The organism is Pantoea rodasii (assembly GCF_002095465.1).
Classification (GTDB): Bacteria; Pseudomonadota; Gammaproteobacteria; order Enterobacterales; family Enterobacteriaceae; genus Pantoea; species Pantoea rodasii.
Genome location: NZ_MLFP01000012.1, coordinates 16194 through 32995, shown reverse-complemented (window position 1 = coordinate 32995; position 16802 = coordinate 16194). Strand labels below are relative to the sequence as shown.

Here is a 16802-nt window from a genome sequence, read left to right as displayed (position 1 = left end):
CTCATTTTAAGACATAACTCACTGAAATCGCGTTAATATCTCGCTTATCTGGATAATTTTCCGGCGTAAACTGTTCAAAATACTTCACAGGACAGGCTTCCAGGCTTATGCTCAGGAGACCTTTTGTTTAGTAAATTAAACACCATGACGTCGATTCCTGATTATCAGTGTGATGTGTTAATTGTGGGCAGCGGTGCTGCGGGCCTCTCTTTGGCGCTGCGTCTGGCGCCCTATTACCAGGTAACGGTGTTGAGTAAAGCACAGGTTAACGAAGGTTCGACGCTGTATGCCCAGGGCGGAATCGCCGCGGTGTTTGATGAAACAGACAGCATTGAATCTCACGTTGAAGACACCTTAATTGCCGGTGCCGGCTTGTGTGAACGCGAAACCGTGAGCTTCATCGCCAGTAATGCGCGCCATTGCGTGCAGTGGTTGATCGATAATGGCGTGGCTTTTGACAAAGAATCACAGGACAACGGCGAAGCGCGTTACCATTTGACGCGTGAAGGCGGGCATAGCCATCGTCGAATTCTGCACAGCGCCGATGCCACGGGACGCGCCGTAGAAACCACGCTGGTGAGCCAGGCGCTGAGCCATCCCAACATCCGCATTATTGAACGCACCAATGCGGTGGATTTAATCATGTCAGATAAACTGGGCCTGCCGGGGAAACGTCGTGTGGTGGGCGCATGGATCTGGAACCGTAACCGCGAACAGGTGGAAACCTGCCGCGCGCGCGCCGTGGTGCTGGCCACTGGCGGCGCTGCGAAGGTCTATCAATACACCACTAACCCGGATGTGGCCTCCGGTGACGGTATTGCCATGGCGTGGCGTGCTGGTTGTCGCGTAGCCAATCTGGAATTCAACCAGTTCCACCCCACCTGCTTATTCCATCCACAGGCACAGAACTTCTTACTGACAGAAGCCCTGCGCGGTGAAGGTGCCTGGCTGCTGCGCCCGGATGGTACGCGCTTTATGCCCGATTTCGACGAGCGCGCCGAATTAGCGCCTCGCGATATCGTGGCTCGCGCCATCGATCATGAAATGAAACGTCTCGGTGTCGATTGCATGTATCTGGATATCAGCCACCAGCCAGAAAGCTTTGTGCGTGCGCACTTCCCGATGATCTACGAAAAATTGCTGACCTTTGGCCTGGACCTGACCAAACAGCCGATTCCAATCGTCCCCGCCGCGCACTATACCTGCGGTGGCGTGATGGTTGATCAGCAAGGCCGCACTGATGTCGATGGGCTGTATGCGATTGGCGAAGTCAGTTACACCGGCCTGCACGGCGCCAATCGTATGGCATCGAATTCTTTGCTGGAGTGTCTGGTGTATGGCTGGTCAGCGGCTGAAGACATGATTCGCCGCTTGCCGGATGTAGCCGCCGTCGATCAGCTTCCGGCCTGGGATGAAAGCCGCGTGGATGACGCCGATGAGCGCGTAGTGATTCAGCATAACTGGCATGAATTACGGTTGTTCATGTGGGATTACATGGGGATTGTGCGCACCACTAAACGGCTGGAGCGCGCACTGCGCCGCATAAATCTGCTGCAGCAGGAGATCGATGAGTATTACGCGCATTTCCGTCTCTCCAACAACCTGCTGGAGTTACGCAACCTGGTGCAAGTGGCGGAGCTGATGGTGCGCTGTGCGCTGGAGCGCAAAGAGAGCCGCGGGTTGCACTATACGCCTGATTACCCCGATCAACTCCCTGACGCCTTACCAACGCAATTGCAGCCTGACAATTACCGGAACAGATAGAAATCGCTGACCAGACTCAGCCAGTCAGCTGAGTAACTTTTGTCTTCATCGCGAATCGCGAGTCGCTCTAACAGGGTTTCGCCAGCCGTGGGTGAAAAACCTAATACCAGCCGATTCGGCGGGCGTTGGGCATAGGCCGCCACATCGTAGCGATAACGTAAGTGCCAGCCTTCAGCCAGCGCCAGAGGAATCAAGCTTTCGCCCGCATCCTCTGGCAGCACCACACAAAAAATCCCCTCTTCTTCGATCAGTTGTGCCGCGCAACGCAACAGTGTGGGATGGTCAAGCGAGGTGGTGCTGCGCGCGTTATCGCGCTCGGTGCTGCCTGAGGCGGTACCCGGCGCAAAAAGGGCGGATTACTCACGATCAGCGAATAACGTTTTTCACATTGATCGCTCCAGCTAACGATATCCTGATGATGAATAGTGATACGATCGGCCCAGGGAGATGCCTGCGCATTTTCCTGCGCCTGACTGGCTGCACTGGCCTCCAACTCAACGGCATCCAGTAAAACCTGATGAGAAGTGCGCTGTGCCAGCATCAGCGCAATCAATCCGCTGCCGCAGCCAATATCGAGGATTCGACGTGCGCCCGCCACCGGCGCCCAGGCGCCAAGTAATACGCCATCGGTGCCGACTTTCATGGCACAGCGGTCATGCGCCACGAAAAATTGCTTAAAGGTGAAACCATCTTTTCTTAACATCGCCCGCGTTTGCGGAGGGTCTTGAGACATTCTTCACTACCATTGAATTGTTTACTCCAGGGAGTGTAACGTGGTCGGGATGGGAATTCACCTTCACCTGCTGTACACAAACAGATGAAGATTATGTCTGATCTGTCTATAATCAGCGCCCCAAACTGAGGTAGACCATGACCGTAACCACATTCTCCGAACTCGAACTTGACGAAAGCCTGCTGCAAGCGCTGCAGGAAAAAGGCTTCACGCGCCCCACTGCCATTCAGGCTGAGACCATTCCTGCCGCGCTGGAAGGCCGTGACGTTCTGGGTTCGGCGCCAACCGGAACGGGGAAAACCGCTGCTTTTCTGCTGCCCGCTTTACAGCATCTGCTCGACTTCCCGCGCAAAAATCGGGCCCGCCACGTATTCTGATCTTAACGCCAACCCGCGAACTGGCGATGCAGGTTGCCGATCATGCCCGTGAGTTGGCAAAACACACGCACCTGGATATCGCCACCATCACTGGTGGCGTGGCGTACATGAACCACGCCGAAGTGTTCAGCGAAAACCAGGACATCGTGGTGGCCACTACCGGTCGCCTGCTGCAATACATCAAAGAAGAAAACTTTGACTGCCGCGCAGTTGAAACGCTGATTCTGGATGAAGCAGACCGTATGGTCGATATGGGCTTCGCGCAGGACATCGAAACCATCGCTGCGGAAACTCGCTGGCGTAAACAAACATTGCTGTTCTCCGCCACGCTCGAAGGCGAAAACATCAAAGATTTTGCCGAGCGCCTGCTTAACGATCCGGTTTCAATTGAAGCCGATCCCAGCAAGAGCGAACGCAAAAAGATCCAACAATGGTTCTACCGCGCTGACAACCTTGAGCACAAGACCAAGCTGCTGGTGCATTTGTTGAAGCAACCTGACGCCAAGCGTGTGATTGTGTTTGTGCGTAAGCGTGAACGTCTGCATGAACTGGTGACGTGGTTGCATGTAGCCGGTATCCGCACCAGCTATCTTGAAGGTGAAATGGTGCAGGTTAACCGCAACGAAGCGATTAAGCGCATCAACGAAAACCGCGTTAACGTAATGATTGCGACTGATGTGGCGGCACGTGGCATCGACATTGATGATGTCACCCATGTGATTAACTATGACCTGCCGCTTACTGCCGATATCTACTTGCACCGCATCGGCCGTACCGCACGCGCAGGCCGTAAGGGCACGGCGATCTCGCTGGTTGAAGCACATGACCATGTGCTGCTGGGTAAAATCACCCGTTATATCAACGAGCCAATCAAAGCGCGTATGATTGATGAGTTGCGTCCAGAATCGCGTGCGCCGAGTGCTAAAGTCACGGGTAAACCGTCGAAAAAGGCCCTTGCGAAGCGTCAAGAGCGCAAAGAGAAAGAAGCTGAAAAACCACGCGTCAAACAGCGTCATCGCGACACTAAAAATGTCGGTAAGCGCCGTAAGGCAAGCGGCAGCAGCACGCCAGAGAGCAGTGCAGAATAAATCATCACGCCGTCAATAAAACGCCTCTTTTGAGGCGTTTTTTTTAACTTTAGCCTGTCAAAATAGCGCTTCGGTTAAAGGTTTGATGGCAAGGGCCCATGCCGCTATCCCTTTCAGAATTGATAGCAACAAAAAAGCCGCGCCGATGGGCATCGACGCGGCCTGTATTGCTGTGTGACTTTTCGTCAGCCGATCAATTACAGACTTTCAGTGAAAGTACGCGTAATCACATCACGCTGCTGTTCAGGCGTCAGTGCATTGAAGCGCACCGCATAACCTGAAACACGAATGGTCAGCTGAGGATATTTTTCCGGATGCTGAACCGCATCTTCTAAGGTTTCGCGACGCAGCACGTTGACGTTAAGGTGCTGACCACCCTCAATACGCACCTCAGGTTTCTGCTCCAGTGGGATTTCGCGGTAAGCAATATCGCCCAGATCGCTGATGGCAACGATCTGATCTTCCGTGAAATCGCCTTTTGCACACAGGCAACGGGCTTCTGCTTTCTCATCATCCAGCAACCAGAATGAGTTCAGCAGGTGTGGGTTATTCGCCTGAGTAATTTGAATACCGGTAATCATAGTGACCTCCAGGGCTTTAATGCGCGATGTCTCATCACGCGGTGTATCCATTGATCTGACACATTGATATATCACCGTGGGTTTGCTGTCGTTTTGACCTGCATCAATTTTGCTGACCAGCAAAATGCTAAGTAGGGCTAACAAATTGATTTACAACCATTACGCATAAAAACTTTTTCTGCATTTTTTTCAAATTATTTTTACCCTTCTGCTGTCGCGTGCGACACGTTAAGCTAGGCGCAAAAATTTGCAGGGAGTTAAAGATGGCTGAGAAGCTGACCTGGCACGACGTGCTGGCTGAAGAGAAAGAAAAACCTTACTTCATCGAGACCTTAAAGGCGGTCGCCAATGAACGTGCTGCAGGTATCACCGTGTATCCGCCGCAGAAAGACGTGTTCAACGCCTTCCGTCTGACTGAACTGGGCGATATTAAGGTGGTGATTCTGGGTCAGGATCCTTATCACGGCCCTAATCAGGCTCACGGCCTGGCGTTCTCCGTGCTTCCCGGCGTGGCCATCCCTCCTTCACTGCTGAATATGTACAAGGAATTAGAGAAGGATATCGCGGGCTTTACACGTCCACAGCACGGCTTTCTCGAAAGCTGGGCCACACAAGGTGTGATGCTGTTAAACACGGTGTTGACGGTCGAAGCCAGCAAAGCGCATTCCCACGCGCGATTCGGCTGGGAAACGTTTACTGACAATGTGATCAGCACCATCAATCAACATCGTGAAGGCGTGATTTTCCTGCTCTGGGGATCACATGCCCAGAAGAAAGGCAGCATTATCGATACGCAACGTCACCATGTATTAAAAGCGCCGCACCCTTCTCCGCTTTCGGCACACCGGGGATTTTTCGGCAGCAAACACTTTTCACAGGCAAATGCGCTGTTGAGCCAGTCTGGCCAGGCACCCATCGATTGGATGCCAGTCCTGCCTTAAAAATGACAACGGCCGCAATCAGCGGCCGTTGTGGTATTCAGCAGAGTGATTAGCCTTTGGCTTTGGTCACTGCCACCATCGCAGGACGCAGCAGGCGCCCATTGAGGGTGTAACCGCGCTGCATGACCATCAGAACGTGATTCGGCGCCATGTCTTCTGATTCAATCATCGACATCGCCTGATGCACATCCGGATTGAACGGCACATTGGTTTCACCCACCACTTCAACACCGTACTTACGCACTGCACCCAGCAGGGATTTCAGTGTCAGTTCGATGCCTTCAATCATTGAGGCCAACTCAGCGTTGCCTTTGTCAGTCACTTCCAGCGCGCGCTCGAGGCTATCGATCACTGGCAGCAACTCGTTGGCAAATTTTTCTAGCGCAAATTTGTGCGCCTTTTCTACATCCATTTCGGCACGGCGACGAATGTTCTCAATCTCCGCCTGAGCGCGCAGCTGTGCTTCACGCACGCCACCTTGCGACTGGGCTAATTCCGCTTCCAGTTGCGCGATACGCTCATCACGCGGATCCACCTCAGTTGCCGTCTCGGCGTCCACGTGCTGCTGATCCTGTTGAATTTCGTCTGAGACTTGCTCGTTAGGGGTGTTCTGTTCTTTACTACTCATGAATTTCTCCGCGTTTTGCACATTCATCTCGCTGGTTGGCTTATTATGGGGATCAGTTTGACGGTTTCAAGTGAACCCATCACATTGCCTGGCCGTTTTGGCTTATGAGGAACCCCTGCTAAATGAACAAACACTTTAACTGCATTGGGATTGTCGGTCATCCGCGCCATCCTACTGCGTTAACCACCCATGAAATGCTCTGGCGCTGGCTGACAGCAAAAGGCTATGAGGTGATCGTCGAGCAGCAAATTGCGCGCGAACTGAAGTTGAAAGACGTGGAAACCGGCAGCCTGGCGGAGATTGGTCAACGCGCCGATTTAGCCGTCGTGGTGGGCGGTGACGGCAATATGTTGGGCGCTGCGCGCGTGCTGGCGCGTTATGACATCAAAGTGATTGGTATTAACCGCGGTAACCTTGGTTTTCTTACCGATCTCGACCCGGATAATGCACAGCAACAGCTGGATGATGTCCTGCAGGGCGAATACTTTGTGGAAAGCCGCTTCTTGCTGGAAGCGCAAGTGTGCAAAGAGGCGTGCTCACCGCGTATTGGCAGTGCCATCAATGAAGTGGTGCTGCATCCCGGAAAAGTGGCGCATATGATTGAATTCGAGGTGTATATCGATGAAGTCTTTGCCTTTTCGCAGCGCTCGGATGGACTGATTATTTCCACGCCAACCGGTTCCACGGCTTATTCACTTTCTGCAGGCGGCCCGATTCTTACGCCATCGCTGGATGCGATAGCGCTGGTGCCTATGTTCCCGCACACGCTTTCCGCGCGCCCGCTGGTGATCAACAGCAACAGTACCATTCGTCTGCGGTTTTCCTCCCTGCGTAGCGATTTGGAGATCAGCTGCGACAGCCAAATCGCGTTGCCGATTCAGGAAGGTGAAGATGTGCTGATTCGCCGAAGCGCGCATCACCTCAACCTGATACATCCAAAAAATTATAATTATTTTAATACTTTAAGCTCAAAACTCGGCTGGTCAAAAAATTGTTCTGAAAATCACCACGCGCCACTTTACTGTATAAAAAACCAGTTTATACTGTATGAAAAACCATATCTGTTTTTACATACAGGTGATTTCATGCTGGCACAACTGACCATCAGTAACTTTGCTATCGTTCGTGAACTGGAGATCGACTTTCATCGTGGTATGACGGCGATCACGGGGGAAACCGGGGCAGGCAAATCCATCGCGATTGATGCGCTGGGTCTGTGCCTCGGCGGCCGCGCTGAAGCAGATATGGTGCGTCAGGGTGCCAGTCGTGCGGACATCTGCGCGCGCTTTCAGCTCAAAGCCTCACCGTCGGCGCAGCGCTGGCTGACGGAAAATCAGCTTGATGAAGGTAATGAATGCCTGCTGCGCCGCGTGATCAGTGCCGATGGCCGTTCACGCGGCTTTATCAACGGCACGTCAGTACCGCTGTCACAGCTTCGTGAGCTTGGCCAGTTGCTGATTCAAATCCACGGCCAGCATGCGCATCAACTTCTGTTGAAGTCGGATCATCAAAAACACCTGCTGGATGCTTACGCTGCGCATGATGATCTGCTTGCTGATATGCGCCAGCATTATCAGCGCTGGCATCAAAGCTGCCGTGCACTGGCGCAGCATCAACAGCTGTCACAGGAACGCGAAGCGCGGCGTGAACTGCTGCAATATCAGCTGAAAGAACTTAACGAATTTGCCCCACAGCCGGGCGAATTTGAGCAGATTGATGAAGAGTACAAGCGTCTTGCTAACAGCGGCCAACTGCTCTCAACCAGTCAGCAAGCCCTGCAAATTCTCGCCGATAGCGATGACACCAACCTGCAAAGTCTGCTGTATAGCGCCCGGAATATGCTGGGTGAGTTAGTGACGCTGGATGACAAAGTCAGCGGTGTATTCAATCTGCTGGAAGAAGCCGCCATTCAACTGAGCGAAGCCAGCGATGAATTGCGTCATTACTGCGAACGTTTGGATCTTGATCCCAATCGCCTGCATGAACTGGAACAGCGCCTGTCACGTCAGATAACGCTCGCGCGTAAGCACCACGTTGCGCCCGAGATATTGCCGGTGCTGTATCAGCAATTGCTGGATGAAGCAGAGCAGTTGTCGCAGCAAGAGAGCGATCAGGAAACGCTACAAAGCGAAGTCGGTGCACATCATCAGGCGGCATTGGCCTGCGCGGAAAAACTGCATCAACTGCGTGAACATGCCGCTCAGGAGCTGAGCCAACTGATCACCCAAAGCATGCGTACCCTTTCGATGCCGCACGGTCAGTTTGCCATTGAGCTGGAGTTCAAAGCCGACCAACTGACAACAGATGGCGCCACCCGCATCGATTTCCGGGTGACCACTAACCCAGGACAGCCGTTGCAACCCTTAGGCAAAGTGGCCTCGGGCGGTGAACTGTCGCGTATTGCGTTAGCGATTCAGGTAATCACCGCGCAAAAAATGGAAACACCGGCGATGATCTTCGATGAAGTCGATGTCGGTATCAGCGGCCCAACGGCTGCGGTGGTGGGTAAGATGCTGCGTCAGCTTGGTGAATCTACGCAGGTGATGTGTGTTACGCACTTGCCACAAGTGGCGGGCTGCGGACATCAGCACTTCTACGTCAGCAAAGAGACCGATGGCGAGATGACTGAAACTCATATGCAACCGCTAGATAAACGTGCTCGTCTGCAAGAATTAGCGCGTCTGCTGGGTGGCAGCGAGGTCACTCGTAACACGCTGGCCAATGCAAAAGAACTTTTAGCAGCCTGATTCCGCACTTTTTTCTGGCCTGGTGGTCATATGCTTGCTCTGTAGAGGTTTCCAATAGGTCAAAGGTTTATTATCATCGGCAGTCATATCGCCATAATAAAGCCTGCCGTATGCAGAGTTCAGAATTTGATGGCAACAAAACAGCCTGACAAAAGGCGTTTGGCCCCAGAAAAGGAATGTATAGATGCGCTGTAAAATGCTGACTGCCGCGGCAGTGGTAATGTTGATGATGACCGCCGGATGCTCCACCCTTGAGCGCGTGGTGTACCGTCCGGATATCAATCAGGGTAATTACCTGGTCGCCAACGATGTTTCAAAGATTCACACCGGCATGACGCAGCAGCAGGTTGCCTACACGCTCGGCACACCGATGATGCACGATCCGTTTGGCAGCAATGTCTGGTATTACGTGTTCCGCCAGGAACCAGGTCACGAAGGTGTGAAGCAACAAACCCTGACGCTGACCTTTGATAGCAACGGTACGCTGACTAATATTGATAACAAGCCGAAACTCACTGGCAAAGAAGGCTAAGTAAGCGGCAACAAAAAAGGCGCCTAAGCGCCTTTTTTGTCTTTGCGATTTCGCTATTTATTGGTCGCCGAACGCTCCGCACGCTGACGGCGCAAATCTTTAGGATCCGCAATCAAAGGACGATAAATCTCCACGCGATCGCCATCCTGAACTGCATCCCCCAGCTTTACCGGCCGGCTAAAAATGCCCACCTTGTTACTGGCCAAATCAATCTCTTTGCGCAGCGTTAATAAGCCCGAAGCTTTGATAGCCTGCTCAACGGTCGCCCCTTCTTCCAGCGTGACCGCGCGCAGATATTGTTTGTCTGGCAGCGCATAAACTACCTCAACGTTGATATCAGGCACGGTAAACCTCTTTCGCACGCTGACTGAACGCTTGCACCATGCTGTTGGCCAACTCTTTAAAAATGCGACCGAAAGCCATTTCCACCAACATATTGGTGAATTCGAAGTCGAGGCTTAGTTCAACTTTACAGGCATCATCCCCCAATGAGGTGAAGTGCCATCCACCGGTCAGCTTTCGGAATGGACCATCAACCAGCTGCATTAAAATGCTCTGATTGCTGATCAAGGTATTGCGCGTTGTAAAGGTTTTACTGATGCCCGCTTTCGAGACATCTACCGCAGCCGTCATTTGATTTCCGCTGTTATCCAACACGCGACTGCCCGTGCAGCCAGGGAGAAATTGAGGATAAGCGTCCACATCATTCACGAGCTGGTACATCTGCTCAGCGCTATAGGGGACCAACGCCGAACGGCTAATCTGGGCCATAATGGTTCCTGTTCATCACAAAACCGTTGAATAATACCATTTTCGGACACCAAACAAAATTCACGGGTTTGCCAGCTGTGCTAAAATAGAGTGTTTTTTACCGCCCCCAGGACAGGGGGATGCGCCCACAGACTGAGTGATGTAGACTACGCCGCACTATGACAAAGAAAAAAGCTCACAAACCCGGTTCAGCCACCATTGCCCTCAATAAACGCGCTCGCCACGAATACTTCATTGAGGAAGAATTCGAAGCGGGAATGTCGCTACAGGGATGGGAAGTTAAATCACTCCGCGCAGGTAAAGCCAACATCAGCGACAGCTATATCATGCTGCGTGACGGTGAAGCCTATCTGTTCGGCTCAACCTTCCAACCGCTGGCCGTCGCCTCTTCGCACGTGGTGTGCGATCCTACTCGCAGCCGTAAGTTGTTGCTAAAACAGCGTGAACTCGATTCGCTTTACGGCCGTGTTAACCGTGAAGGTTTCACGGTGGTTGCACTGTCGATGTACTGGAAAAACGCCTGGGCCAAGCTGAAAATCGGCGTGGCGCGCGGTAAGAAAGAACACGACAAGCGTAACGATGTGAAAGATCGCGAATGGCAAATGGATAAAGCACGTATTATGAAGAATTCAAAGCGTTAAGCACTGGATTCATCCGTCATTATTCTGTAGTATTAGAAGTTCTTGGGGCTGATTCTGGACTCGACGGGATTGTGAAGCCTTAGGTGCATGTCGAGGGGCGGTTTGCCTCGTAAAAAGCCGCAAAAAAATAGTCGCAAACGACGAAAACTACGCTTTAGCAGCTTAATAACCTGCCAAGAGCCTTCTCTCCCTAGCTTCCGCTCTTAAGACGGGGATCAAGAGAAGTCAAACCCAAAAGAGATCGTGTGGATGCCTTGCCTGGGGTTGAAGCACTAAATCTAATCAGGCTAGTTTGTCAGTGGCGTGTCTGTCCGCAGCTGGCCGGCGAATGTAAAGACTGACTAAACATGTAGTACCGACGGTGTAATAATTTCGGACGCGGGTTCAACTCCCGCCAGCTCCACCAAAATCCTTCGAAGATGATTCCAGAGTCATCCGTAGAAGTCCTGAAAGCCCGCTCGGCATAAGCCCTGCGGGCTTTTTTGTGTCTGTAACCTTACGAGACGATCCGCCTGAATCCGGCGATAATTGGTATACGAATTGGTATACGCTAGAATGTATGCCAATTCCGTATACCAATTCATGCAGGAAATGTAGACATGGCAAGGACCACACGCCCTTTAACCAATACAGAAGTGCTGCGCGCTAAAGCAGTTGATAAAGACATTACCCTGCATGATGGCGAAGGGCTTTTTTTAGTCATAAAAACCAGTGGCAAAAAACTTTGGCGCTTTCGCTATCAACGTCCTGCCACTAAGCAAAGGACGATGATTGGTCTTGGAGCCTTCCCCGCCCTTTCACTTGCTAATGCTCGCAACTTGAGAGCAGATTATCTTGCACTATTAGCCAATGGAATCGATCCGCAGGTTCAAGCGGAGGTTACAGAGGAACAGCAAAAATCGCGCTGGATAGCATTTTCTCAACAGTGACTGCTAACTGGTTTCAGCTTAAAAGCAAAAGCGTCACACCTGACTATGCAAAAGATATTTGGCGCTCGTTGGAAAAGGACGTGTTTCCAGCGGTTGGTGAAATCCCTATTCAACAAATCAAAGCTAGAACGTTAGTTGAGGCACTTGAACCGATCAAAGCACGAGGAGCACTTGAGACCGTTCGCCGCTTAGTACAGCGTATAAACGAAATAATGATTTACGCAGTCAACACCGGTTTGATTGACGCAAATCCAGCATCAGGCGTTGGAATGGCTTTTGAAAAACCAAAAAAACAAAACATGCCGACGTTAAGACCTGAAGAACTGCCAAGTTTAATGAGATCTTTGATTATGTCGAACTTGTCATTAACAACTCGGTGCTTGATAGAATGGCAACTCTTGACTCTTGTCCGGCCTTCAGAGGCTTCCGGAACAAAGTGGTCAGAGATAGACACAGATAAAAAGCTTTGGACGATCCCAGCAGAACGGATGAAGGCAAAGAGAGAGCACATTATTCCTTTATCGTCTCAAGCTTTGGAGATTCTTGAAGTGATGAATTCTATAAGTGCGCATCGCGAACACGTATTCCCAAGTAGAAATGATCCAAAACAATCCATGAATAGCCAGACCGCTAATGCTGCTTTAAAACGAATAGGATATGGCGGAAAACTTGTTGCACATGGGCTGCGTTCGATTGCCAGTACAGCCTTAAATGAAGCTGGTTTCAATCCTGATGTTATTGAAGCAGCTCTTGCACATAGTGATAAAAATGAAGTTCGAAGAGCATATAATCGTTCAACTTATCTTGATCAACGCATAGGATTGATGAAGTGGTGGGGGGAGTTTACGGTTAACACTGACAAAGCTATTCGCATAGCCTAATAATTTCGCATAAGAGTGAGAAGGAGTCTTGAATGCCAAATAATTACCCTCAATATGTTGAAGATGTCAGTGATGACATAAAGACATGCCTTGAAGGAATGGGATGCCAACCTATACTTTTTGTAGGTTCAGGATTAACAAAACGTTATCTTTCAGGGCCAAATTGGGAAGAGTTACTCCAACAGCTATCTGCTGAGTGCCCGAATATAGATAAAAGATTCGCTTACTACAAACAAAAATATCCTGAGTTAATTGATATTGGAAGCGTTTTTTCTGATTCGTATAATGAATGGGCTTGGGGAGCTGGAGAGAAAGAGTTTCCTCCTGAATTATTTGAAGCAGGGAACGATCCTAGCATTTATTTCAAACATAAGGTCTCAGCCCTCTTTGACTCGTTACTTAAAGAAAGGCCTATTTCCGATAGTGACGAGATTGAACTCTTGAGACAAATACATCCACACTCAATTATCACAACAAACTACGATAAGCTACTAGAATCCATATACACCGATTTCACACCTATTATTGGCCAAAAAATCCTTTATGCTAACCACGGTAGCGTGGGTGAAATACTCAAAATTCATGGTTGCTGTTCCGATCCAGAAAGTATAATTATCAACCGCAACGACTATGATGACTTCATAAAAAAGAAAAAGTATCTTAGCGCAAAGCTTCTTACATTCTTTGCCGAGCACCCTCTTCTATTTATCGGTTACAGCGCTGAAGATGTAAACATTAAAAACATACTCTCTGATATTGATGAGTTACTATCTGAAAATGGCGATGTGATACCAAACATTTATATATTAGAGTGGGTTGAAAAACAAAGCGAAAATGAATATCCACGCAGAGAAAGACTAATCCAAGTTTCTGCTAACAAAAGCATAAGAATAAAAAGCATTGTTGCTAATGATTTCTCTTGGGTATTTTCGGCTTTTGGTGCTAACAGAGCCCTTGATAATATAAATCCAAAACTCTTACGTGCATTGTTAGCACGCACTTATGACCTCGTTAGAACTGACATCCCTAGAAATCCTGTTCAAGTTGATTACCGTGTACTTTCTAACATCAGTGAGTCTGAAGGTGAGCTTGCTAAACTTTACGGAATTGCGACATCTTCAGATGGAATGGCATTTAATGCGAGCTATCCTTTCACGCTCACAACTCTCGGCCAAGCTCTCGGCTACAAGGGATGGCACGACGCTAATAAGCTTCTTGAAACAGTAAAAAAAATAACTGGAATAGACATTAAAACCTTTGATAACAAATATCATTACGCAATAATGAATGGCGAGGAAATACAATCTCACAGATATTCAAATTATCTCAGAGAGTTGCTTGAAAAAGTGAGAGATGGAGATGAATTCGAATTGGGTATAAAAACACCATAATAGCCACTTGCCATCATATGGCTGCCAAACTGGCGGCCATATTTTTTATTATTGATTATGTTCCTAGTATTCATTTTCGCAAAGTACCATTACCCAGTTGCGCGCGCTCGTCCCCCCGCCACGCCTGCCCGCTTTATGTAGCAGTTTTCATGCGGCTGCATGAGTCCCTTCAGGCCGCGCCACTGCTGGCCTGAATTGCATAAACTCAGCTGCATTTATTCATGCGTTTTCATGCAGCATAGGCATGCACTCAAGCGCTTCAGGCTGGCCAGAGAAAAGGGATGTAAAAAACCGGCACGATGACCGGTTAAGTGTGGCTGATAAAACTCAGCCGGGGGCGTTCTGGCGGTTCGAAAGTCTGCTGGCTGATCCATAACGGTTAAGCGTCTGCCGTTGAGGCGGTGATTCTTTCCCAGGGACGTCTTCAGCTGCCTTCTGCGGTTTCATGATAATGGTGTCCAGGCTCTCCAGCGTTGTGAACGTGCAGGAGCAGTCGATATTACGACACTGATACCACGTCTTTTTTAACGTACCTGTCTGATATTCGCTGGTACGCGTGTGTGCGGTCATGCTGCATTCAGGGCATTTCATTGCCATCACGTTTTATCCTTCTGTTTAGCGCCAGTCCCCGTCCAGGCTGGAGTGAACGGTTTATAAAGCCGTTATCGTTAGCTTTCTTTGTAAGGGGAGAGCCAATGGCGGCTCCGGTGAATGCATTGTGCCGTTGCTGGCACAGGCGAGCTATTGGATGACGTTGTGTGGTGGCCCAGACAAAATGACCTTCATCTGGCTGGCCGGATTGGGGCTGACTTCTGACTCAGCTTTTAAATTTATATATATCCTTCACCATTCTTCACCTTAATAAAAAAGAGAGTAAATACAGTATATTAAAGGGTGAACAATTAATATTTATCCCTTCACCCGGTGTTCACCATGCTTCACCTGGCTTTTTATGCATATAAACTTTATCGAGTGTTTATTTCGATTGGTTTAACCATAATTAATCATTGAAAACGATTTGCATAATTCATCTCAGCACTATTGGTCTATATTGCCCTATATTGACCTGTGCAAAAAAACAGGCGGCTAATTTTTGCGCGCTTGTGCCAGCCGCAGCACCCCTTCGCCTTGTTGCTTTGGCAGTAAATATGCTGAAAATAAAGAGCTACCCGACTCCGGACGTATCTGTCCGTATCACCACGGACTCAATAAGAGGTAGCTCATGCACACCGTATTATCCGCAAACTCCTCCGCTCCTGCGGCCCCGGCTTTACCGTCAAACCCGGCGCTGAACGACCGCTTCCTGCGACTGCCGGAAGTCATGCACGTCTGCGGCCTGTCACGCTCCACCATTTATGACCTTATCAGCCGCGGCACCTTTCCTGCGCAGGTGTCGCTTGGCGGCAAGAACGTGGCCTGGCTCGCCAGCGAAATCAGCATCTGGATGAGCGATCGCATTGCAGCACGCGGTCAGGAGCGTAACGCATGAGGTTTTTGAACCGTGCCGGTAAATCACGCCAACCCTCTGCCGCGCACGCAATGCCGCTGGTGCATATGGCTGGCGCCGGGATGGATAGGCCGCTACAGCCGCAGTGTTTCGGTGCAACAAAGCAATCCTTCAGCCTGCTAAGCACAGGCATCCCGTCCTCCGGTATCCGGACTGTTTCCCGTGGTGACATTTCTCCCGCCAGCTGCTGAGGTTGCCTGATGTCATTTTTAACTGCCGCCTCCGGCTTGCGCACCGGGGCCATTCCCTGGTACAGTAAATCCGCTGTCGCAAAATCGGCAGCCGGGCGTGGAAACCCGTGTAAAACTATGGCGACACCAGACGCGCCATGCGTCTTTTTTTGTGTCTGTGCCTGATGCACCCATTTTTCGGGCAACGGTTCTGTATCCGTTGCGCCGTCTGCGTAATGGTGGCTCAGGCGGGGCAGCCTTCGGGCTGGCCGGTTCCCATAGTTACCGGTATTTCCACCCCCGTCTGGGCTACCACCCTTGAGCGTGGAAACTCTGGTGGTAGCTGTAAAAAGCTAACTATGGAGTTTGCCCTTATGGCTACGGTCCTTAATTCCCCTTACCCTCAGTTTGTATTCGTCTTTGCCGCCGTCCGTCGCTGCGAGCGCCAGCAGCATATTCATATGCTCCGCACCGTTGCCGCCGACGAGCGCGCCGCCCGACTATCGCTTTCCCGTGACTACGTCCTGTCCTTTGCCGCCCGCCTGCCGGTCCGGGAGATGCGCGCATGACTCACGCCACGATTTCTCACGCCGACCTGGTACGCCTTGAGCACCTGCGTAATGTCGGGCGCTTCGTCAGCGACATGACCGCCTTTCAGGAGTGTCACGAACTGCCGCAGCCCGCTCAGCGCGCGCAGCTGGCTTCGCTGGTCTTTCTCATCACCGAGCAGCTGGATGACGTGGTGACGCGCTGCCAGAACAACTGGATGAACGCGGAGGCTGAATCATGAAAGACCGCACCCTTTCGCCTGAACTGCGCGCCGCGCTTTCACGCCGCGCCGTCGCCTGCGCCTGGCTGGCAATCTGCCGTGAACAGCAGCGCTACCCTGGCCTGACGCTGGCGCGCCTGGAGCTCGTTATCGAAGCCGAGCTGGAGGGCTTTTACCTGCGCCAGCACGGACGCCTGCGCGGTCAGGAAATTGCCTGCGCGCTGCTGGATGACCTGCTGGCTGTTGGGCCGCTGAAGTCGGCCCCCGCGCCTGAGCTTTCTCGGCCAGGTGATGATGGATGAACTCTGCGGGCGCATGACAGACGCGCCGGTGCTGCACTGAGGGAGAACAG

General features: G+C 51.0%; 13 protein-coding genes, 1 other RNA gene and 6 pseudogenes. 14 read left to right on the top strand and 6 right to left on the bottom strand.

Annotation, left to right across the window (positions count from 1 at the left end):
• The first annotated feature begins 144 nt into the window (after positions 1-144).
• Positions 145-1764 (top strand): L-aspartate oxidase, encoded by a 1620-nt coding sequence (gene nadB, locus HA45_RS15545; protein WP_100701315.1) that lies wholly within the window; start codon positions 145-147, stop codon positions 1762-1764.
• Here the strand turns inward: nadB and trmN are convergent.
• Positions 1749-2497, bottom strand: a pseudogene (trmN, locus tag HA45_RS15540) (tRNA(1)(Val) (adenine(37)-N(6))-methyltransferase TrmN). The gene nadB and the pseudogene trmN overlap by 16 nt on opposite strands.
• A gap of 137 nt (positions 2498-2634) precedes the next feature.
• Here trmN and srmB point away from each other — a divergent pair.
• Positions 2635-3962, top strand: a pseudogene (gene srmB / locus HA45_RS15535) (ATP-dependent RNA helicase SrmB).
• A 197-nt stretch (positions 3963-4159) separates the two neighbouring features.
• Here the strand turns inward: srmB and grcA are convergent.
• Positions 4160-4543, bottom strand: coding sequence for an autonomous glycyl radical cofactor GrcA (gene grcA / locus HA45_RS15530; protein WP_100701377.1), 384 nt, complete (start codon positions 4541-4543; stop codon positions 4160-4162).
• A gap of 263 nt (positions 4544-4806) precedes the next feature.
• On the opposite strand from grcA, the gene ung reads away from it, so the two are divergent.
• A complete protein-coding gene (ung, locus tag HA45_RS15525; RefSeq protein WP_100701318.1) occupies positions 4807-5484 on the top strand; it encodes a uracil-DNA glycosylase in 678 nt (225 codons plus the stop codon).
• Positions 5485-5533: 49 nt separating this feature from the next.
• Here the strand turns inward: ung and grpE are convergent, their stop codons facing one another.
• Positions 5534-6112: a nucleotide exchange factor GrpE gene (gene grpE / locus HA45_RS15520; protein WP_100701319.1), complete on the bottom strand. Its 579-nt coding sequence runs from the start codon at positions 6110-6112 to the stop codon at positions 5534-5536.
• 122 nt (positions 6113-6234) lie between these two features.
• Between grpE and nadK the strand changes: the two are divergent.
• From nadK to bamE, 3 genes and pseudogenes are all read left to right on the top strand, one after another.
• A pseudogene (nadK, locus tag HA45_RS28260) lies at positions 6235-7101 on the top strand (NAD(+) kinase); the annotation flags it as partial.
• Between the two features lie 96 nt (positions 7102-7197).
• Positions 7198-8859, top strand: a complete 1662-nt coding sequence (recN, locus tag HA45_RS28255) for a DNA repair protein RecN (RefSeq protein ID WP_100701321.1) — start codon at positions 7198-7200, stop codon at positions 8857-8859.
• A 184-nt stretch (positions 8860-9043) separates the two neighbouring features.
• Positions 9044-9391 (top strand): outer membrane protein assembly factor BamE, encoded by a 348-nt coding sequence (gene bamE, locus HA45_RS15510; RefSeq protein WP_100701322.1) that lies wholly within the window; start codon positions 9044-9046, stop codon positions 9389-9391.
• A gap of 53 nt (positions 9392-9444) precedes the next feature.
• On the opposite strand, the gene HA45_RS15505 is transcribed toward bamE, so the two are convergent.
• Together HA45_RS15505 and HA45_RS15500 are read right to left on the bottom strand one after the other, a co-directional pair.
• Positions 9445-9735, bottom strand: a complete 291-nt coding sequence (locus tag HA45_RS15505; protein WP_100701323.1) for an RnfH family protein — start codon at positions 9733-9735, stop codon at positions 9445-9447.
• Positions 9728-10162: a type II toxin-antitoxin system RatA family toxin gene (locus tag HA45_RS15500; RefSeq protein WP_034825580.1), complete on the bottom strand. Its 435-nt coding sequence runs from the start codon at positions 10160-10162 to the stop codon at positions 9728-9730. The genes HA45_RS15505 and HA45_RS15500 overlap by 8 nt, the downstream gene beginning before the upstream one ends.
• Positions 10163-10320: 158 nt before the next feature.
• Between HA45_RS15500 and smpB the strand changes: the two genes are divergently transcribed.
• The 4 genes and pseudogenes from smpB (at position 10321) to HA45_RS15480 (ending at position 14004) form a co-directional block, all read left to right on the top strand.
• Positions 10321-10803, top strand: coding sequence for an SsrA-binding protein SmpB (gene smpB / locus HA45_RS15495; protein ID WP_100701324.1), 483 nt, complete (start codon positions 10321-10323; stop codon positions 10801-10803).
• A 44-nt stretch (positions 10804-10847) separates the two neighbouring features.
• Positions 10848-11209, top strand: a transfer-messenger RNA (tmRNA) gene (ssrA, locus tag HA45_RS15490).
• A 193-nt stretch (positions 11210-11402) separates the two neighbouring features.
• A pseudogene (locus HA45_RS15485) lies at positions 11403-12613 on the top strand (integrase domain-containing protein).
• 32 nt (positions 12614-12645) lie between these two features.
• Positions 12646-14004: an SIR2 family protein gene (locus HA45_RS15480; RefSeq protein ID WP_100701326.1), complete on the top strand. Its 1359-nt coding sequence runs from the start codon at positions 12646-12648 to the stop codon at positions 14002-14004.
• Positions 14005-14331: 327 nt separating this feature from the next.
• Here the strand turns inward: HA45_RS15480 and HA45_RS15475 are convergent, their stop codons facing one another.
• Complete coding sequence (locus HA45_RS15475; RefSeq protein ID WP_100701327.1) at positions 14332-14601, bottom strand: ogr/Delta-like zinc finger family protein; 270 nt, start codon at positions 14599-14601, stop codon at positions 14332-14334.
• A gap of 625 nt (positions 14602-15226) precedes the next feature.
• Between HA45_RS15475 and HA45_RS15470 the strand changes: the two genes are divergently transcribed.
• The 4 genes and pseudogenes from HA45_RS15470 to HA45_RS15450 all read left to right on the top strand — a co-directional run bounded on the left by HA45_RS15470 (position 15227) and on the right by HA45_RS15450 (position 16792).
• Positions 15227-15493 (top strand): helix-turn-helix transcriptional regulator, encoded by a 267-nt coding sequence (locus tag HA45_RS15470; RefSeq protein WP_100701328.1) that lies wholly within the window; start codon positions 15227-15229, stop codon positions 15491-15493.
• 218 nt (positions 15494-15711) lie between these two features.
• Positions 15712-16250: pseudogene (locus tag HA45_RS28250) on the top strand (host cell division inhibitor Icd-like protein).
• Complete coding sequence (locus tag HA45_RS15455) at positions 16247-16471, top strand: hypothetical protein (protein WP_100701331.1); 225 nt, start codon at positions 16247-16249, stop codon at positions 16469-16471. Before HA45_RS28250 ends, HA45_RS15455 begins: the two are co-directional and overlap by 4 nt.
• Positions 16468-16792, top strand: a pseudogene (locus HA45_RS15450) (DUF5375 family protein). Before HA45_RS15455 ends, HA45_RS15450 begins: the two are co-directional and overlap by 4 nt.
• Positions 16793-16802: the final 10 nt, after the last annotated feature.